Source organism: Thalassotalea nanhaiensis (genome assembly GCF_031583575.1).
Lineage (GTDB): Bacteria > Pseudomonadota > Gammaproteobacteria > Enterobacterales > Alteromonadaceae > Thalassotalea_A > Thalassotalea_A nanhaiensis.
In genome coordinates, this window is sequence record NZ_CP134146.1 from 2,675,453 (window position 1) to 2,695,087 (window position 19,635).

At 38.1% G+C, this 19,635-nt stretch carries 16 protein-coding genes and 2 tRNA genes; 13 read left to right on the forward strand and 5 right to left on the reverse strand.

All coding sequences use genetic code 11. The annotated features are described in order from the left end of the window. Positions 1–71: 71 nt before the first annotated feature. Complete coding sequence (locus RI845_RS11640; protein ID WP_348386336.1) at positions 72–1,145, reverse strand: flavin-containing monooxygenase; 1,074 nt, start codon at positions 1,143–1,145, stop codon at positions 72–74. Positions 1,146–1,364: 219 nt separating this feature from the next. On the opposite strand from RI845_RS11640, the gene RI845_RS11645 reads away from it, so the two are divergent. The 4 genes from RI845_RS11645 (at position 1,365) to RI845_RS11660 (ending at position 5,709) form a co-directional block, all read left to right on the forward strand. Further along, a complete protein-coding gene (locus tag RI845_RS11645; protein ID WP_405054127.1) occupies positions 1,365–2,579 on the forward strand; it encodes a dipeptidase in 1,215 nt (404 codons plus the stop codon). Between the two features lie 21 nt (positions 2,580–2,600). Next, on the forward strand, positions 2,601–3,578 hold the full coding sequence (locus RI845_RS11650) for a helix-turn-helix domain-containing protein (RefSeq protein ID WP_348386337.1): 978 nt from the start codon (positions 2,601–2,603) through the stop codon (positions 3,576–3,578). Positions 3,579–3,780: 202 nt separating this feature from the next. After that, a complete protein-coding gene (locus tag RI845_RS11655) occupies positions 3,781–4,599 on the forward strand; it encodes a hypothetical protein (RefSeq protein ID WP_348386338.1) in 819 nt (272 codons plus the stop codon). Positions 4,600–4,890: 291 nt separating this feature from the next. Then, positions 4,891–5,709, forward strand: coding sequence for a hypothetical protein (locus RI845_RS11660; RefSeq protein WP_348386339.1), 819 nt, complete (start codon positions 4,891–4,893; stop codon positions 5,707–5,709). A gap of 98 nt (positions 5,710–5,807) precedes the next feature. Here the strand turns inward: RI845_RS11660 and trmB are convergent, their stop codons facing one another. Continuing rightward, positions 5,808–6,560: a tRNA (guanosine(46)-N7)-methyltransferase TrmB gene (gene trmB, locus RI845_RS11665; protein ID WP_348389541.1), complete on the reverse strand. Its 753-nt coding sequence runs from the start codon at positions 6,558–6,560 to the stop codon at positions 5,808–5,810. A gap of 174 nt (positions 6,561–6,734) precedes the next feature. Then, positions 6,735–7,070 (reverse strand): YggL family protein, encoded by a 336-nt coding sequence (locus RI845_RS11670; protein WP_348386340.1) that lies wholly within the window; start codon positions 7,068–7,070, stop codon positions 6,735–6,737. Between the two features lie 213 nt (positions 7,071–7,283). Between RI845_RS11670 and mutY the strand changes: the two genes are divergently transcribed. The 9 genes from mutY to RI845_RS11715 all read left to right on the forward strand — a co-directional run bounded on the left by mutY (position 7,284) and on the right by RI845_RS11715 (position 15,471). Continuing rightward, entirely contained in the window at positions 7,284–8,369 is a 1,086-nt protein-coding gene (gene mutY / locus RI845_RS11675) for an A/G-specific adenine glycosylase (protein WP_348386341.1), read from the forward strand. After that, on the forward strand, positions 8,366–8,638 hold the full coding sequence (locus tag RI845_RS11680) for an oxidative damage protection protein (RefSeq protein ID WP_348386342.1): 273 nt from the start codon (positions 8,366–8,368) through the stop codon (positions 8,636–8,638). The genes mutY and RI845_RS11680 overlap by 4 nt, the downstream gene beginning before the upstream one ends. A gap of 270 nt (positions 8,639–8,908) precedes the next feature. Further along, a tRNA-Phe gene (locus RI845_RS11685) sits at positions 8,909–8,984 on the forward strand. A 95-nt stretch (positions 8,985–9,079) separates the two neighbouring features. Beyond that, a tRNA-Thr gene (locus RI845_RS11690) sits at positions 9,080–9,155 on the forward strand. 815 nt (positions 9,156–9,970) lie between these two features. After that, positions 9,971–10,762: a SphA family protein gene (locus RI845_RS11695; RefSeq protein ID WP_348386343.1), complete on the forward strand. Its 792-nt coding sequence runs from the start codon at positions 9,971–9,973 to the stop codon at positions 10,760–10,762. A gap of 36 nt (positions 10,763–10,798) precedes the next feature. Then, positions 10,799–12,238 (forward strand): sulfatase-like hydrolase/transferase, encoded by a 1,440-nt coding sequence (locus RI845_RS11700; protein ID WP_348386344.1) that lies wholly within the window; start codon positions 10,799–10,801, stop codon positions 12,236–12,238. A 317-nt stretch (positions 12,239–12,555) separates the two neighbouring features. After that, positions 12,556–13,923, forward strand: coding sequence for a PAS domain-containing sensor histidine kinase (locus RI845_RS11705; protein WP_348386345.1), 1,368 nt, complete (start codon positions 12,556–12,558; stop codon positions 13,921–13,923). A 318-nt stretch (positions 13,924–14,241) separates the two neighbouring features. After that, positions 14,242–14,796, forward strand: a complete 555-nt coding sequence (locus RI845_RS11710; RefSeq protein ID WP_348386346.1) for a GFA family protein — start codon at positions 14,242–14,244, stop codon at positions 14,794–14,796. A 186-nt stretch (positions 14,797–14,982) separates the two neighbouring features. Further along, on the forward strand, positions 14,983–15,471 hold the full coding sequence (locus RI845_RS11715) for a hypothetical protein (protein WP_348386347.1): 489 nt from the start codon (positions 14,983–14,985) through the stop codon (positions 15,469–15,471). Here the strand turns inward: RI845_RS11715 and RI845_RS11720 are convergent. Continuing rightward, positions 15,468–18,569, reverse strand: coding sequence for a hypothetical protein (locus RI845_RS11720; protein WP_348386348.1), 3,102 nt, complete (start codon positions 18,567–18,569; stop codon positions 15,468–15,470). The two genes, RI845_RS11715 and RI845_RS11720, sit on opposite strands and share 4 nt — an antisense overlap. After that, entirely contained in the window at positions 18,556–19,437 is an 882-nt protein-coding gene (locus RI845_RS11725) for an ABC transporter ATP-binding protein (protein ID WP_348386349.1), read from the reverse strand. The genes RI845_RS11720 and RI845_RS11725 overlap by 14 nt, the downstream gene beginning before the upstream one ends. Positions 19,438–19,635 lie beyond the last annotated feature (198 nt).

Here is a 19,635-nt window from a genome sequence, read left to right on the forward strand (position 1 = left end):
TAAGCGTATTCGAAGTAGCGAAGCTCTATGTATCCGAAGTAGCGAAGCTACGTATTCGAAACTAAAGCTTCCTAGGCAAAGTTTCCAACGGGAACATTGTCCGTTGTAATGGCTAAATTGGAGATGTATTGATGTAAGTATTCTGCATCTTTTCCTACTCCGCCCAAAGTTGCCGAGCCACGCGTATGCATCCAAGGCAAGCCAATAAAATACAACCCTTGAACAGAAGACACGCCACGATGATTTTCAGGGTAACCATGTTCATCTAATTTCACATTGCCAAGCCAAGTAAAGTCAGGCTTATATCCCGTTGCCCAAACAATATTTTTAATGCTATCAAGTTCTACATCAGTAAATGCAATTGAATTAGATTTTGCTGATATTGTACGACCTACTTGTTGAACATTATCTCTGGCAAGTAGTTTCTTTACATTCGTGCCAATAACAGGCTGCATTCGCTTTGCGATTTGCTTACCTAAAAACGAATATTTTGATAATGACAATACACCAGTAGTTTTTAACCACCACCACAATGTCTTGCCTAAAAATGATTGCGGCAATGAAGAAAGGTTACTTATGCCTGAGCTATAACACTGACAACCGCTATCTGCTATCTCGGATAATATTTGCACCCCTGAATCACCACCGCCAACAACCAAGGTGTCCCCTTGTTGTAACTGCTTAGGATTTTTATATTCTGAGCTGTGAAGTTGGGTTATACCTGCACCTAAATTTTCAGCAAAATCAGGTATAAATGGCGTATGAAATGGCCCAGTAGCAACAACCACATTTTTACAGTGAAGTTCGCCCATTGAAGTATCTAGTACATAGTGGTTATTAGTTTTATGTAATGCATCAACTCTGGTTTCGAGTTGCAAAGGTAATTCAAATGTGGATACATACTTAGTTAAATATGCGGCAACATCATACTTAGTAGGGTATTCATTAGGGCCTTCATAACTTAGACCTGGTAGTCCATTATATTGCTTAGGCGTAAATAGCGTTAAAGAGTCCCAACGATTTAGCCAAGCACTTCCAACTTGCTCGCCACTATCGACAATGAGAAAACGCGCACCCAGCTTTTTTAAATTGTAAGCCATTGCGAGTCCCGCTTGGCTACCACCTACAACAATATAATCGTACATATTTTACCGCTAAATAATGATTAGGTCGGCATCCTATCAAATTTAGCGCTAAGTTTTCATATTCTGAACAAAATAATACAATTTGGTTTGGCGCGAATTATGTACAGTGAACGATTATTCACTTTAATAAAATTTATTTTTAGAGATATAAGTTTTAATTGAGTTTGTGTAGTAATGTAGAGACATCAAAAATATTATATAGGTAGTAATGTGATCAATATTTCTTTTAAAGTCAGTGCTCTGGCTGTTTGTATATCAAGTTTACTTGCGTGTTCAGAGCCAAGCATCAAGCAAACTGAAGTAGCAATGAGCGGTGAACAACTTGCGCAAAAGTACATCATTATTGATGGTCATATTGATGTCCCCTACCGCCTGGAAGGTAAATGGGATGATGTAACTAAAGCCACTGCCGATGGAGACTTTGATTATCCAAGAGCAAAAGCCGGCGGCTTAAATGCGCCGTTTATGTCTATTTATATTCCAGCCGCGTTTGAGCTAAATGGCGGTTCGAAACAACTCGCCGACAAATTAATTGATTCGGTTGAATCTATTGTAAATAGTGCACCTGAAAAATTTGCTATCGCTACCAGCGTCAGTGATGTGAAAAAACACTTTCAACAAGGTTTAATTTCTCTGCCAATGGGTATGGAAAACGGTAGTCCGATTGAAGGCAAAATAGAAAACTTGCAACATTTCTATAACCGAGGTGTGCGTTACATCACTTTGACCCATTCAAAAACAAACCATATATCAGACTCTTCATACGACCCATTACGACCAGCTAGCGGCCTTACAAATTTTGGCAAAAGCTTAGTTAAAGAAATGAACCACATTGGGATGATGATAGATGTATCACATATTTCTGATGATGCTTTTTATCAAGTCATGAGTATAACTAAAGCACCTGTTATAGCCTCTCATTCTTCGGTTCGAAAATTTACACCAGGTTTTGAACGAAATATGAGTGATGATATGTTGCTCAAGTTAAAAGAAAACGGTGGCGTAATTCAAATAAATTTTGGCTCAGGTTTTATTTCGCAAGCTGCTTTAGAGCACAGAAATACATATAAAGTAAAATTGAATGAATTTATGACGCAAAACACAGTAACGCCTAATAGCGATGAAGTTAAAGCATTTAAACAAGAATACCTCAGTAATTCGCCATTTCCATTTGCATCATTAGATGATGTTCTAGATCATTTTGATCACGTAGTTAACCTTATAGGTATTGATCATGTTGGTATTGGCTCTGATTATGATGGTGTGGGTGATAGTTTGCCGATCAACTTAAAAGATGTATCTAGCTACCCTAACCTTATTGATGGCTTATTAAAGCGAGGCTATAGCGAGCAGGACATAGAAAAAATCCTTTCAGGTAATGTATTTAGGGTTTGGCAGCAAGTTGAAAATTTTTCTAACACGCACCGTAACTGATCATTTTTCGAGGTATTTTTGATGAAAAATGTTTTTTTTATGTCTTCCTGGGTATTAAAGCCAGTTAGAGATTTACTACATGAGCATAAAATAAACGTTGAACAGACTTTTGAGAAAGCCATGTTCCCGAAGACAGCTACCTCAAAAGATGATGCGGTGATCAGTTGGGCTTGCATTCGAAGAATGTTTAGAATTATAGAAGAAGAAATTGGCATTATTGATTTTGGTTTTGATTTAATTACTAAAGTTAAAATCCATCACATTAGCCATTATCTGAACTATATTGCAGCCAATAGTGACACCGTTGAAGATGCTTTAAAAGGCTTTATTGAACTCAATAACGATTCTGCGAATAACGCTGAAATGTATTTTGAAAGCTCTCCATCGGGCCTTTGGTTTTGCTTTAGTCAGCGTCAATATTCAGACACTCAATTTCATACGTTTGAACAAATGTTTATCGCAACGTTCATTGAAATAGTTCGTTACTATACTGCCAGTGAATGGCTTCCAAAAGAAGTTGGACTAACCTCAGATATTCCTAGTTTGCTTAAGCATGACTATGTAAGCGAGGCGCAGTTGTATCTAAATCACAGTAGTAACCGCATACTTGTTGAACAAGAAATATTAAATAAAGCACCTAAAGCGACAGGAATAAAACGTTCAGACTTACCTGTTTATCGCGATGATATTATTGGCGAACTTACCCTAGTCCTAACCCCATATTTACAGGGTTTTATACCCTCCTTACCACAAGCAGCACTGATCACAGGAGTAAGTGAGCGCAGCTTACAACGTTACTTACACGATAGAGGACTTACTTATCGAAAATTAATTGAGCTATTGCGGATTAACAAAGCAAAGCAACTCCTTAAAGATGGCCGCTATACAATTTCAGATATTGCCGAAAGCCTGCATTACAATCACTATAATAACTTTAGCCGTGCCTTTCGCGCTGCCACTACAATGTCGCCAAGCCAATATAGAAAACAGCATAGCTAAACACCTCCAATCAAATTAATTTTTTAAGACCATCAATAACCACCTCTAATCAAAATGACCTTATTTTTCAACGATTTGATATGTAATAATGTAATCGTATGCAATCGCATGTAATGGCGTAAAATGATACACACTTACAACATCTAATCTCTATAATCCTCGCAATTAATTTGTCCAACAGACATGCTCTAAGGAAATATAGATGAAACTTGTACGTAAAATTTCTGCTATCGCATTAACTGCAGTTTTAGCTTCAGCACCGGCTTTAGCTTCTGACAAAAAATCAGCTGACGAAATGGCGAAAGAATTAGCAAATCCAAACAACCCAAATGCAACATTAAACTTTAAATATCAGTATCAGGAAATGAAAACGGGGCAAGCAAACCAAACCATTGTTTTTCAACCGGCGATGCCATTTACATTAGACAACGGTGACATGATGTTTTTCCGCCCGGCAATCCCATTAATGGTTGACTTGCATACCGGCATTGACAGTAATGGCAATTGGGAATCTGAAACCGGTCTTGGTGATATAAGTTTCGATTTGATGTACGGCGGCGCAACTAAAACAGGCATGATTTGGGGCGCAGGTGCCCTAACCTCATTACCAACTGGCGACAAAGATTTAGGTATGGGTGAAACAACTGCTTTCGGTCCTGAGTTTATTGTTGCTCAACTAGGAAAAACGTCTGTGTTAGGTGTTCATTCTTCTCACGTATGGGATGTAAGCGGTGATATTGATGTAAGCCGCACAAATACTAAAGTAATTGCCGTTTACCTTCCAGGAGGTGGTTATAACATCGGTACAAGTCCTGATATTGCCTATGATCACGTAGCTGACCAATGGACTATTCCAGTAAACCTTTCTGTTGGTAAAACTGTAATGCTTAACGATCGTGCCTGGAAATTTAGTGTTGGTCTGAACTACTATGTTGAGCACGATGAAGAGTTTGGTCCAGACTGGATGATTGAGTTTACTGTAGGACCAGTTGTAGAAAATGTGATGAATAATTGGTTTTAATTAGCATCACAAGAGTTATTGATAAATTTTTAAAGGGGTAATTTTTACCCCTTTTTTCACTCTTTGTACTGTTAGCTTATTTGGCAAACTTGTTAAAAACAGTTCAACCAACCTACCCGATTAACAAATCACCAAAGCCTGAAAACATAAAATTACAATTATTTAACATATAAAACAACAACCTGTAAAACTTTGTCTTGGCGTAAAATGATATAGTATTTGTCTATTTTTACAACTAAGATACGCCCAACTTAATTAATATGACAAGTTTACAGGTAACCTCCTATGCAAATGAACAAACTATTAACTGCAGCAATAATGGTTGCAATACTTACTAGTGGCAATACAATTGCCAAAGAAGTAACCGCTGACGAAGCAGCAAAAGAGCTTGCAAACCCAAATACTGCTATGGCAAGTATGACATTCAAAAACCAATTCAAGTCGTATGACGATGGCAGCGAAGTTAAACTTACGTTATTCCAGCCATCTTTACCGTTCACAATGGACAGTGGCGACAAAGTTATTTTTCGACCTGCAGTTCCAATTATTCATGATGACCGCTCTGGTGAATCTGGAATTGGTGATATTGGCTTCGATTTAGTATTCGCACCAAAGCAAGCAGATCCAACAACTTTAATGGCTTTTGGTATGGTAGGTTCATTACCTACTGGCAGCTCAGACATTAATGCGGGTCAAGTAACCGCTGTTGGTCCTTCTCTTTTCTATGGTAAATTCGCGCCAGATGGTACCAGTCTTATAGGTGCATATACATCCCACCTTGAAAGTGTCGATGAAGGTGATTTAGGTGACGCCGGTAAAATGAGCATTACCTCTTCACAATTAATGTGGATAAACATTGAGCAAGGTGGTTGGACTTGGGGCTCTGCACCAAAAGTTGAATATAATCACGAGATTGAAGATGACAAGTTAACATTACCGGTTAACTTTACGGTCAGTAAAACAACGATTTTAGGCGGCCGCGCTTGGAAGTTTGGTATGGACTTTGACTATTACGTAGAAAAGAATGATCTATACACTCCTGATTACATGATCACGTTCTCAATCACACCAGTTGTTGAAAACGTTATTAATACTTGGATCCATAAATAATTCAAATATAAATCAATAAAAAAAGCCCTAGCTCTTATGAGCTGGGGCTTTTTTATGTCTAAAGAATACAACCTGCCATTTATGGCATTAGATTTTTACTAGTCTATTTTATTAAACTGCAAATCCCATACACCGTGACCTAAATTTTGACCTCGGTTTTCAAATTTGGTTAATGGACGTGAATCAGGGCGAGGTACATAATCTTGAGTTTCAGATAAGTTATTAAACCCAGGAGCTGTTTTCATATCTTCGAGCATGCATTCCGCGTAGTTTTCCCAGTCGGTTGCCATATGGAACACACCGTCAACTTTTAACGCACCGCGAATACTTTCGATAAATTCAGGCTTTACGATACGACGTTTATGATGTTTGGCTTTATGCCAAGGGTCAGGGAAAAATAACTGCACAGTGTCAATCGTCCCTTTTGGAATACAATCAGCTAATATTTCAATGGCGTCATGTTCATACACTTTTAAGTTTGTTACACCTTCAGCTTCGGCCTCTGCTAAACATGCTCCAACGCCTGGGCGATGTACTTCTATGCCGATAAAATTTATCTCTGGTGCAGCTTTTGCCATCGCAACTAACGACTTACCCATACCAAAGCCAATTTCCAACGTAATCGGATTATCATTACCAAATAATGTTTTAGCATCTATCATGCCGTCGCTATGGTTTAACCCCATAGTATCCCACAGAGTATCTAAAGCACGAGCTTGGGCTTTCGTTAATCGACCTTCACGCTTAACAAAACTGCGCACTTTACGAATGTACTTACCTTCCGCCTGTGCTTGTTCAATGGTTTTGTGCTGTTGTTTAGGTTGTTTGTCGTTTGGCGTATCGTTGCTCATAGAGTTACTCATAAAATCGTTTAGTTTGGTCGAAAAATGCTTCATACCGAATACAAGGTCGCGGATAATACCACGTTCATTAATTGCTTAGCAATTACAGTAATGCAATCATGCATGAAATAATAGAGGAAAAAAAAGGGCTTACAAAAGCCCTTTTTTCTAACTTAATGGGTACTAAGCCCACCAAACATCATATAACTCAGATACTGCTACAGACTTAGCGCCAGCATTTGTTAACCAAGCTTCAACAGCTTTACGATGCTCATCAGTACATTTACCCAATTTTTGAGTACATACTAGACCGTGCCAAATTAAATCACCTTCACCACCAAAGCCTAAACCGTTTGGTTCGATAACTTCATCAAAAAATTTATCCATAAACTCGTCAATAGCTTCATCGGTAGTGCCTTCAGTAAATTGCCATGCTAAGTCAAAGCCTAGTTCTTGAAACTCATCTACGCGCATTTTTTTACGTAAACGGCGGCTACGGTTGCTTACTTTTTCTGTCATGATAAACCTTAATAAATGTATAAATAAAAATCATCTACACCTCATCCAACAGTGTTGATAAGGCGTAATGTGCAGTATGGAGCGAAGAATAGTGCTAAATAGATAAATTGCCAAGTTTTATTCGTCACAAAGGCAAAGTTATTTGTCGTGGATCAACCAAGCTAAAAACGCTACACTCGCGGTTATAGCCGTAAAATAACAATAATGATCATCATGTCTTTTAGTGAAAATGTCTTAACTTGGTTTACTAGCCAAGGCCGTAAACACTTACCTTGGCAACAAAGCAAAACTCCCTACAGTGTTTGGATTTCAGAAGTAATGCTGCAACAAACCCAAGTTGCTACTGTTATCCCCTTTTACCAACGCTTTATGAACAGCTTTCCTAAAATTACAGATTTAGCCAATGCCGATGAAGATTTAGTGTTGCATCACTGGACAGGGCTTGGCTATTACGCGCGAGCTCGTAATTTGCATAAAGCGGCAAAAATAATACGTGATCAATATAACGGTGTTTTTCCTGAAAATATTGATGAAGTGATAGCTCTTCCAGGTATAGGCAGAAGCACTGCGGGCGCAATTTTATCTTTGGCTCTTAATCAACACCACCCTATTCTAGATGGTAATGTAAAACGAGTATTAGCTCGATACCATATGGTTTCAGGATACCCAGGCCAAAGTGCCTTCGATAAACAGTTGTGGCTGTTATCTGAAAAACTGACGCCTGAAAAAGGTGTAGCCAACTTTAATCAAGCAATGATGGATTTAGGCGCTATGCGTTGTACCCGCAGCAAACCAAGTTGCACAGAATGCCCGCTTAAAGAAAATTGCCAAGCATTTTTTCATGAAAAACAAACTGAATTCCCGGGTAAAAAACCTAAAAAAGAAAAGCCGGTTAAACAAACCATTACGGTTATGTTTACGAACGATGATTCAGTATTAATGTATAAAAGACCATCGTCAGGTATTTGGGGTGGGTTATGGAGCTTTTTTGAGATACAAGATATTGATGAACTAGCTAAACTTGCGCAATCACTAGGCCTTAATATAACAAGTAAAACTGAATTAAATGGCTTTAGGCATACATTTTCTCATTTTCATTTAGATATTAAGCCGCTAAAAGTAAATATTGAAAATATTAACACCAGTGCAAATAACGTAATTATTAATGAAAATGCACAACAGCTTTGGTACCATCTGCAACATGGTGCTAATGTAGGATTAGCCGCATCAAGTAAGACCTTATTATCATTAATTAATGAAAGTATTATTGAACAACCAATCAAAGAGACACAATTATGAGCCGTAAAGTATTCTGTAAGCATTTCCAAAAAGAAGATGATGGTTTAGATTTTCAATTTTACCCGGGTGATATTGGAAAGAACATTTTCGATAACATTGGTAAAGAAGCTTGGGGCTTATGGCAGAAAAAACAAACCATGCTAATTAATGAGCATAAGTTGTCGATGATGAATCCTGAAGACAGAAAGTTTTTAGAAACAACTATGGTTGCGTTTTTGTTTGAAGGCAAAGAACCAGAAATCGAAGGTTATACGCCAGAGAAAAAGTAAAATACCTGTTTAATAGTAGCAATACGATTTATTTTTACTGTTTTGACACTTCCTAAGGCGACTTTAATAGTCGCCTTTATTTTTTCCAAACACTTTACGTTGTAAACAAAACGCTAAATAATCGTCTGGTTTTGGTCAATAAACAGATAGATTGGATTAAAAATAGCCAAACAAACATTTTTTTTAAAAAAGTAGTTGACTGAATAACAGAAAAACAGTCTAATAGCGCCCGTCTTCAAGGCAAAGCCAAAAAGCTTAGTCAAACGAAGCGCCCCGATAGCTCAGTTGGTAGAGCAGCGGATTGAAAATCCGCGTGTCCCTGGTTCAAATCCGGGTCGGGGCACCATTAATTTCAGAGACAATGATTATTTGTTGTTTCGGTGCCAAGATACGATAACCTAAGTTTTAGATTTGGTTTGACTATCGCACACAGTTTTGTGTGCCGACTTAGCTCAGTTGGTAGAGCAACTGACTTGTAATCAGTAGGTCGCCAGTTCGACTCCGGCAGTCGGCACCATTCATAAACAAGCCCTGACTTTTGTCAGGGCTTTTTTATTTGTCTAAAATACTTATATGAACAGGCCTACTGATTGAATCAGTAGCCAGTATAAGAGCGGCAGTTCGATTCCGGCAGTCGGCACCATTCATTAAAAAACCTTAGTTTAAACACTAAGGTTTTTTTTCGTCTTCAAAATATCGAACTACAACCGTTCGGCTCATACGCAGGCAGTCGGCACCATTCATAGCGAATCCTCGACAGAAATGTAGAGACTTTTTGTATTTGCCGTTTGGCTAAATTCTTAACGCACTTTCACCAATACTTTCTCTCCCCTGCACTATTCGTGGTTCCTCAGTTAGATAGTGAATCAGCAAGAACTCTTCAACAGAGTTTTAAATTATATTTAGATATAAGTATGTTCGAATATTTTAAAATTTATCGGCTTAATATAGCTTATCGGATTTTACCTGGAAATAATGCTCCTTCAACATTTAAAAATGCAATGGGATAACTATAAGAGACTCAATAAGTTCGCAGAAAAATGCTTACTCCAATATACAATATGAATAGTTGTTTTCAGTAAAATGTTTACTATGATTAATAACACACTGATTAACAAAACACTCAACAATACATGACAGGCTTTTATGTTTCGGGACATACTCTATCTATCGCTAATATCCTCAAAACGTTTTCTACTTAACTCTCCTCTGTCAATTAAGGTTATACGATTTACGTTACTCATCACTTTTCTTTTGTTAGGCAGAGTTTATGCTGCAGAAGGTGGATATAGTAATTATATTCCAGGTTCCTATGGGGATTTTGCTGCAGGAATGGCGCCAAGCACACCTTGGTCACTAAGAAATGATTTTTATTATTATAATGCTGATGCTGACGTTACTTTAAGGAACGGCACATTAGAGTTAGGAACCGAATTAACATTTGCGGTGAACCTTACAACGCTCGTCTATAACCCTGATATAGAGCTATTTGGTGGTCAGTATGCGTTTGGTGCTGTTTTACCCATCCCTACAGCTAAAGTAAAAGCCAATATCAATGACAACAGGGTATCAGATGAGGTAACTGACCTAGGTGATATAACTATCGTACCAGCTATTTTCTTTTGGAATTACGATAATTTAAATTTCACTTTAGGCGAATATATAGTAACACCTTCGGCTAGTTACAGTACAAGTGAAACTTTAAACCCAGGTTTAAATTATTGGACTTTCGATACTAATTTCACGGCTAATTATTTTAACTTAACTACTGGCCAAGATTACTCAGTCAATATTGGTTATACCCATAACACAGAAAACTCTGACACCAGTTATCAATCAGGAAATGAACTACATATTGATTATATGTTTAATCAATTCTTATCAGATTCATTTGCTATAGGTATACAAGGGTTTTACTTGAAACAAACTTCAGCTGATTCAGGTTCAGGAGCTACATTAGGTAGTTATAAAGGGAGAGCGGCTGGCATTGGCCCCGCTGTTTTGTGGTCAACTACCATTAACGAAATGTCTGTAAGCTATATTTTTAAATGGTTACATGAATATAAAGCAGAAAACCGAATTGAAGGTAACCATATTTTTGCTTCTTTTGCATTTACGTTTTAGGAAAGCATGTTATCAAACATAAATTAAGGACACATAATGAATCTAATAAATAAATTCGTAGTGATAAGTGGATTAGCGCTCTTCGCTATAACAACTCAGGCAGCAGAAAAGCCTAATGTTATTTATATTATGATTGATAACTGGGGGTGGGGAGATGTTTCATATAACGGCGGAGAAACACCAACGCCTAATATAGATCAGCTTGCTAATGAGGGAATTAAGTTCCAAAACTACAATATTCAAAATCAATGCACACCTTCTCGAGCTGCGATGCATACTGGTCGCTTGCCTATTCGAAGTGGTACAGACTCTGTTCCTCTTTTTAATACGGAAATGGATGGTCTTGCGCCAGAAGAATACACTATAGCTGAATTACTTGCTGATAGTGGCTACGCTACAGCAATGTACGGTAAATGGCATATTGGCAGCCGAGAAGAACGCCGTCCCCATAATCAAGGTTACGATGAGTTTTGGGGTTTTCTTCATTCATCGAATGATGCAGCATTCACTACTTCTAAAGGGTGGGAGTTAGCAAAAATGGAAACGCCATATATTTACCAAGGTAAAAAAGGTAAAAAATCTGAAAAAGTCGTTGTATTTGATAGGGGTATTAAAATGATGCATGACGATACAATAACCACTAAAGCCATTAAATGGATAAATGAACAAATTGATGACAATAAGCCGTTTTATACCTATGTTGCATTTGCTTCTTTTCATCCTCCTTTAGATGTAAACCCTAAATTTTCAGAAGCTACTGGCGCTGGACTTTATGAAGATACTAAACTGGATGTTGATTACCAAATAGGTCGTATAGCAAAAGCACTTAAGAGCAAAGGAATGCTTGATAATACCATTTTTATAGTAGCCGGCGATAATGGCACTATGATATATGGTGATGGACCAGCAAAAAAAGAAGGACAAGCATATTCTGGTTCAAATGGACATTGGCGAGGCGGTTTATCTACGGCATTCGAAGGAGGTATGCGAACTCCTGCCTTCATGCGCTATGGAAAGAAAGTAAAATCAGGACAAACAACCGATGAAATAGTCAGTGATTTAGATTGGTACAGTACCATTGCGCAATTGACAGGCAATAAAGCTAAAGTACCAACAGATCGTGTTATTGATTCAATTGATCAATCAGAGTTTATTTTAGGTAACACCAAAAATTCACCGCGAGATTACGTAGTGCAATTTGTTGGTAAAGAAATTTATGCTGTTAAGTGGAAGAATTTTAAATTTCATACACAATACGTTAATAAAACAGATGGTCCAAGCTATAAACCTGCTTTTCCATTGGTTTATGATTTAGAGAATGATCCTACAGAATCAAAAAATATCTGGGTATCTGATGGATATGCTCATACTTGGATTACGCACCCCGTGGGTCAAATTATTTTTAAAACAATGAGTTCCATGGAGAAGTGCCCGAATACGCCAACTGGTGGAGAGTATGTATCTTGTAATCAGTAGCCAGTATAAAATCAGCAGTTCGACTCTTTCGTCATTCTCGCGCAGGCTGGGACGGCACCATTTATAACGAAGCCTAAACAGAAATATTGAGGCTTTTTTATTTGTCTAAATCAAACCTTTAAACTGTTTAAATCAGTCTGCAGTCCCTCTCCCTCGAAATTGTTTAATTTCAACTCTGCGGTGACATAAGTATATAATTTTTATGTGCTATATTGAATTATAGGTATTAAATATTATGCTACTACTAGAGGTTTTCATGGGTGTATATTTTCCATTAAAGATGGAGTTTCCCTCATTGCCTATGGGGAGACCATGATATGAGTAACAATAAGTCAGGTAAATCTATAAGTAAAAGAGAGCAACGTCACCATTCCCTTTTTTCTGAATTACCGCTTGGCATTATTGAGCAAGATTGGTCCATTATTAAAAAAGAAATTGATAAATTACATCCTGAAAATATTGATAATTTACCTCTATATTTTAAAAATAACCCACTATTTTTACGCAAGCTAGTCGATTCAATCAAAATTAATAGTGTTAATGATAGTGCCCTGAAAATATACGGTGCAAATTCTATCACTGAATTTATTGAGGCGGAGGAAAATGCTGAAGAATGGTGGGATGAAGATTGGGAAAGTCTTTACGCATCTGAAATTTCGGCTCTCGCCAGCACTAACAAAATTAACTATCAAGAACTCAAAGAAACTCGCATGGATGGCTCTATATTTGATGTACGTCTAATCACTCGTCTTGTCAGTGGTGATGAGGATACTTGGAATAGAATTCTTACGATTATTGAGGATGTGACTGAACGTAAAAACTATGAAGCAGAAATAATCAAAGCTCAACAAGAATTAAAAGATAAGCAAAGGCAACTGGTACATTCTGAAAAATTAGCTTCTGTTGGTCTGTTAGCCGCAGGTATAGCACATGAGATTAATAACCCTACCGGATTTATTAAAAGTAATTTAGAAACATTAGCCGATTACAAAAATAGCATTATCGCCGTTTTTCAAGTGTACTCAGAATTGGAACAAGCGCTTATGCTACATCAGGAAATACTAAGTGAATCAAAGACAGGTGAATTATTAAATAAGGTTCTGGAAATAAAGCAGCAAAAGCAGCTGGATTATATATTATCGGATATAACCATGCTGCTAGATGATTCTATTAATGGCACCGTCCGTATTCAAAAAATAGTCATGCAGCTTAAGCAATTTTCCCAGGTTGATGAAGCGGGACTAAAATGGGTCGATTTGAATGAAGACGTGATAGAAACTGCACTTCGTATAGTTTGTAACGAGTTGAAGTACAAATGTAAGTTGAAAACGTTATTGGCTCCATTGCCAAAGTATAAGTGTTGTCCTGGTGAATTAGGGCAAGTTATTATGAACCTTTTGCTTAATGCTAATGACGCGATTGGCGTTAAGGGTGAAGTGAGTTTAACAAGTGAAGTAACCGATATGGGAATTAATATAAGCGTTTCGGATACAGGTTTGGGTATTTCAGAAGACGATATGTGGAAGATATTCGATCCATTCTATACCTCTAAAGTAACCGGTAAAGGCACCGGTCTTGGATTATCTATTTCTCAAAGTATTGTTGAAAAATATGGAGGAACCATATCTGTCGATAGTGAGCTCAATAAAGGCACAATTTTTACCGTTTTTTTGCCCTTAGGTTAATATAGGCAATTTCACTAGCACCAATAAAATCACAAGCCTATCCATTCTTCCCCCTAAAGCTGATTTAATCCTATCAAACCAAGATGTTAACAGGCAAGAAGTGCACACAATTTTGAATAATCCTAACTAGGAAAGTACCTTAAAACATCTCAATTCACCATATTTATACTAAGCTTAATTATGATGATGTAAGCCATCGTTTTTTAATAATTTAGTGAAACTTTAAATAAATATAATCTTAAGAAATGATCACTAATAGTTTACTGAAGTTAATACATTGAGATCTTAAGTTCTCAATAAGATAAAAGGTAATTTAAAATGACAAACAAACTTACTCGACGAACTCTATTGGCAGGGGGAGCTTCTATCTTAGCTTCGGCATTAGTAGCAGGAAATGTTAGAGCAGGTGTTTCTCCTAAGAAGGAAGAAACTCGAGATACATCTATAAAAACGCGAACAGCTTCATGTAATTGTGGGCAGTTAACGGTAACGCATGTAGGTCCTGATCCTGAACGAATTTCCTTATGTCATTGTTACTTATGTCAAAAACAATCAGGTAGTGCTTTTAGCATACAAGCGAGATTTCCCAAGGAAGAGTTAACAATTAAAGGTAAATCTTCTACATGGAAGTTCCCTGGGGATAAGCCAGTTTCATATAGAACTTGTGCCGATCAAGGTGGTACATACCATTTCTGCCCTGAATGCGCATCGACAGTTTACTATACGGCAGATACAGATGATGCTCGTATTGGTATCAGAATTGGCACTTTCACAGATCCAAGTTTTCCATCACCAAAAATTACCGGTTTTGAAGAGTACCACCACCCTTGGGTCATGAATATCAAAGCTCTTGGCATGAAGGTTCTTGCCTGATTTAGTAGAACAAAATATAAAGTAAGCCCTCAGTGACTCATTATATGAGTCACTTTGTAGTGGCTTTAAGAAATACGACTCCCCCTACTAAAGCTTAATCTAAACGTACTCATAAAAAGGATATGTATGTTTTACAAAAATTTAATTTTAATAGTGACTCTAATTATCGCTATTACGGGATGTAGCATGACAGAATCAAAAGAAGAGCGTTTTTTAGAACTTTACGAAGGTGAAGTTCAAAATAGAGCATTTGCCCTTATGTATACAGAGAGATCTTCAACATCATGGGGTGATAATGACGTTGAAGAGTTTTGGAGTGTGTATTATGACTTGGAAGTGATTAATCAGCGTTTATATAAACCTTATGCTGATAAATATGGTTTAGATATGCAACCAACATTTTTTACTTCAGTGAAAACGAGTAGCCTTCGTTTAATGTCTAATTTGTTTCCAGAATACATGCTTAATACGATATATAGCTCAACCGTGGAATACCTTGAGGGAATAAAGGAAATGGAGAAACTTGCCCCTGAAGAAGATAAAGATTTTTTTCGTTATGTTGTAGAACAAGAGGCTGTTCAAGTAGAGGCGTTGGGCTTGGTTGCTCAAGGTGAAGCGAAAAAAGCAACTAAAGTGTTAGCCGATTACGTTGATAATCAAATTCCTGTAAATTAAAGGTTATTCCGATAGTCACTTGAAAAATAAGACCGCAGAGTATTATTAACTTCCTCCCGTTGCTCACTCTCAAATTCCAACTCTTCATTTGATACAAATTCATTGGAACCGAATAGGTTGACACCCGTATCAAGATATCTGGTTATGGCCGTTTTCAAGTAATCATCAGGCATTGTAGTAAGCAACTCAGAGGCCAACGTGAGTGAGAGGTTATCTAAGAATGAACTAACCACCAGCTCTGTAGCGTTTTGCTTTTCTGAGAGATTATACAATTTCTCATGCTCACTGGAAACGCGCAGCAAAAATTCGTCAGTTTTAATTTCGCCAAGATTTTCTTTCATGATTTTCAATTGGATAATACTGGCGATTAGTTTTTTCATATGCGTGTTAGAGTCGTAAGGTATTAACATAGACATTATTGCCGCCCTCGTCATTTTTCCATACTGCTCAGCGTTAAACTCCTCGCGACTAGTCGTAGCTAACGTGAAGACCCAATTTGAGTTCAAGAAAACTGTTTGAGCATGAGGCTGAATATCGCTTTCTAGCAACGGGGTATATACAACATTTATGTTACTAAGATTAAACGACGGTATACTAGCCTCTGTCCAGCGGATAAAGTCAAAGACTGCCGATTTTATAATAGAGTTTGGCACAATATTTTGCGAAGGTGTGAAAAACAAAACTTTCAAACCTTGCCCCCCTGCTCTAATTGGTTTAACCGGCATAGATAACCATGAAAAGTCAACGTATATAGGCTTAGTACTCGCAAATTGATAAAACCTTCTATCCCCCTGAGCCCAGTCTTCAACCAGTTCACCTATAGGTACTACGGTGTGATTTGAATGTGTTGAAACCTTAGATTTAACGAGCGCTTTAACAGGTAATGATGGAGGTGTTGGCTGTTCAATCAACCCTAGAGCAATGCGTCGTTGCCTATCCTTTATTTCGAAAGATGCCTGATAGCCAACTACCGGTAAGAGATAGTCTGCTGCGATTCTAGTATACTGCTCACTAAGGATCATATTTTCATTATAAGGCCACAACAGTGGTTGCTGTACCGTGAAACGAGCGGATAGCTTAATCGACTTACCCGGGCGCATAGGTTCACTTAGCAAGACCTCTGAATGATTAAACTTAAGCTTGCTATGTTTTGTTCCTGATGTAGGGAGCTCTAGTGACCAGTCATCTAAGTTACCATGCCGCCCGACAAGAATTTTAGGGATTATCTCATCTGACATATTGGTCAACCTGTAATGAACCGTAAATTGTGCTAATCCAGACTCCGGATATAGTTCTGCGTTTGATGTTATCTCAACTATTTTGGGTTGAGGTAATGTCGAATAATGTCGAAATGATTCCTCATAGCCTTTTTTCCAACTCTCTTTTTGCAAGGAATAGGTCAGCGGTTTTTCGGTAGTGAGCTGATAATCAATTACCACTCCTACACCGACTGTCAGAAAAAGCATAACTTTCGCCGCGTTATTCAACTTGCTCTTCGCCATCACATAACCTGTGCCTCTATGTGAGACGCTCACGGCAATGAAGAATAGTGTAATGGCGAACAAAATCCAAAACAGTGTGAACGGTAAATAAACGTGCAGGCTATCTAAAAATAACCAATACTGATTTGCCGGCTGAATGGGGGAACCAGCGACATTCCATAATAGATTAGTAACACCAACGCTCGATGTTACGGGTGTGAACTTCACCAACAAAATCATAAATATGACCAGGCCAGCTTTAGCGGGTGATTTCAGCATATGATGAAGGCATACAAAAATAATTGAAAGTAGAACTTGTGGCAAGTAACTCAAAGATAACTGCAGAAAATAATGAGAGAAGATAACATCACTGCCTGCAATTAACTCGGCAACCAAGCTGGCTAATCCCATGATAATGGTCAACAGGCCGAGTAGAATTGATAAGCTAACAATTTCAGCAACAATTTTTTGAATGTTACTTATTGGCATCGACGCAATTATTCCGTCAAAGTCCAAGCGCTTGTTCTCCCAGCAAATTTGCCAGCTCCAAAGCGCAATACAAACCGATGTGAATACCAAGTAAACATCTAAAGCAACAGCATTAAGCGCCATGATGCTATTGGCATTGCTATCAGTAGTTTGATCAACTCCACCTATTAACAAGGTAGAAAGAACTTCATTCAACACAATGAACGCCCATAAAGCGAACAACACTTGAGTTATTTTTGAACTGGCTAACACCTTCATATTCGCTAGCAATAATCTACTCACTACCGTACGAGGCGACATTGCATTCAAGTACCTAGAAAGTGATACTTTGCTTGACAATCTTTCCTTGAATACAGTTTTAGCTTGTTTGGAATACGAAGAGTTTTTGTTACCACTCGTCAAAAATACTAACAGCGCACAGCACACCGCCAAGTTTAAGACTCTATTAACTATAAGCTCGGCACTGTTTAATGAATTGGTTTCAGTGTTATGAAGCAACGGTGTAATGCCGAATGGATCTAACCATAACATCACATCATAAAACCCATCGCTTACTACGGAACTTCCTGATAAAAATGGGAAGCCTAAAAGACTACCGACTAGAATATACACTATGCCAAACCCTGCACTAAAGGCATAAATGGTAAAGCTACTGTCTGAATACTTTAAAATTAACAACACCAACGAGGCCAATAAAAGTGTATTGGGTACAATGCCTCCGACGCTTACTGCAAAGAATACCATCATCGCTTGTAGGCCATCGCCCTGCTCCGCTGCGAAAATACCAGAAATAGCGCCAAAGCCAACAATAAATGGGAAGCTAACCATGGCAGTTGTCGTCAAAACTCTCAACAGCCAGCGTTTGCGAAAAGTCATCGGAGTGGAATCAATAAGCTCCATCATGTTTGAATTTTTGTCTCTAAGTAATGTTGCAACAGTAATCACGGTGAACACTGCTGGCATAATCAGCATTTGCAAAATCGCGTAAACCTGATGTAACTCATTGACTGAGGTTTTATCGTTAAGGCTGCCCATTCCAATGACTATGCTAATCAATAAAGCAGCAATGCTAGCTATCAACACAAGAGGTTGACGGTAGGCATATCGTAATTCGTTAAACACTAACATGTCTTTGCGCCTGTTTATGAAGTTCAAGAAAGTAACGGTCTTCTAAATTAGCCTCGACTAATGTAGCGTTCGCCATAGGTTTTTGATCTGAATAAATACGCCAAGAAGGTTTGCCAAACTTATAGCTTTTACTCAGCGTTGTTTGATTAGTTGAGTCAGAGGAATTGGGTAGATAGATATCGCTTGCCCATACTTTGCTCTCTAGCGGAGCTATCAACTGTTTAACATCCGCACTTTCAACAATTTTCCCACTAATTAACATGGCGACGTGATGGCAAAGGTTTTCAATGTCTTCCACGATATGGGTCGATAGAATAATTAATTTCTTGGTGCTCACTTCCACCAAAACATCGTGCAGACGTTCCCGTTCAGCAGGATCCAACCCCGAAGTCGGTTCGTCCATAATGATCAGCTTAGGGTCACCTAATAATGCTTGAGCAATACCAAAGCGTTGCTTCATTCCCCCAGAGAAGGAAGCAACGCTTTTACCTGCAACCGCAGACAAATTAGTTAATTCCAAAAGAAAATCTATTTGGGGTCTATATTTCTTAGCTGGTAAGCCCTTCAATACTGCAATATGCTCGAGCAATGAAGCACAAGACATGTTTGGATAGACGCCAAAATATTGCGGCAAATATCCCAATTTTTGGCGAAGTTCCATGGGGTTTTCTAAGCAGTTTTCACCCTCGAATGCGTAACTACCAAAGTCGGGCGCTTGCAAACAAGCTAACGTTCTCATTAGTGAAGACTTACCTGCACCATTTGGCCCAAGCAAGCCAATCATTCCACAGTCCAGTTCCAGTGAAACTTCTTTCAGCGCGTGTGTGCCGTCTTTATATCGTTTATCAATGCCTTGTAACGCTAACATAAGAACTACTCCGATTGTTTGATTCAGTCACATTATGCTAGTGGTTTTACAGCTCTCGCTCTATGCGTAAATGACGACGTTGGCTCGATAAGTGATAAAGTTTAAATTGTTCATTACATCATTCGAAATTGCTATGTCATCATTTATTCATACGTATTGTTGCCGATTAAGTTATAGTGATAGCAAGACTCTGCATTA

Excerpts from the sequence above, each read along its gene's own strand:
- RI845_RS11700 (WP_348386344.1), top strand. The coding sequence starts at position 10,799 with ATGAATCTAATAAATAAATTCGTAGTGATAAGTGGATTAGCGCTCTTC.
- RI845_RS11640 (WP_348386336.1), bottom strand. The coding sequence starts at position 1,145 with ATGTACGATTATATTGTTGTAGGTGGTAGCCAAGCGGGACTCGCAATG.
- RI845_RS11715 (WP_348386347.1), top strand. The coding sequence starts at position 14,983 with ATGACAGAATCAAAAGAAGAGCGTTTTTTAGAACTTTACGAAGGTGAA.
- trmB (WP_348389541.1), bottom strand. The coding sequence starts at position 6,560 with ATGAGCAACGATACGCCAAACGACAAACAACCTAAACAACAGCACAAA.
- RI845_RS11705 (WP_348386345.1), top strand. The coding sequence starts at position 12,556 with ATGAGTAACAATAAGTCAGGTAAATCTATAAGTAAAAGAGAGCAACGT.
- RI845_RS11695 (WP_348386343.1), top strand. The coding sequence starts at position 9,971 with ATGGCGCCAAGCACACCTTGGTCACTAAGAAATGATTTTTATTATTAT.
- RI845_RS11650 (WP_348386337.1), top strand. The coding sequence starts at position 2,601 with ATGAAAAATGTTTTTTTTATGTCTTCCTGGGTATTAAAGCCAGTTAGA.
- RI845_RS11725 (WP_348386349.1), bottom strand. The coding sequence starts at position 19,437 with ATGTTAGCGTTACAAGGCATTGATAAACGATATAAAGACGGCACACAC.
- mutY (WP_348386341.1), top strand. The coding sequence starts at position 7,284 with ATGTCTTTTAGTGAAAATGTCTTAACTTGGTTTACTAGCCAAGGCCGT.
- RI845_RS11660 (WP_348386339.1), top strand. The coding sequence starts at position 4,891 with ATGAACAAACTATTAACTGCAGCAATAATGGTTGCAATACTTACTAGT.
- RI845_RS11670 (WP_348386340.1), bottom strand. The coding sequence starts at position 7,070 with ATGACAGAAAAAGTAAGCAACCGTAGCCGCCGTTTACGTAAAAAAATG.
- RI845_RS11720 (WP_348386348.1), bottom strand. The coding sequence starts at position 18,569 with ATGTTAGTGTTTAACGAATTACGATATGCCTACCGTCAACCTCTTGTG.
- RI845_RS11655 (WP_348386338.1), top strand. The coding sequence starts at position 3,781 with ATGAAACTTGTACGTAAAATTTCTGCTATCGCATTAACTGCAGTTTTA.
- RI845_RS11710 (WP_348386346.1), top strand. The coding sequence starts at position 14,242 with ATGACAAACAAACTTACTCGACGAACTCTATTGGCAGGGGGAGCTTCT.
- RI845_RS11680 (WP_348386342.1), top strand. The coding sequence starts at position 8,366 with ATGAGCCGTAAAGTATTCTGTAAGCATTTCCAAAAAGAAGATGATGGT.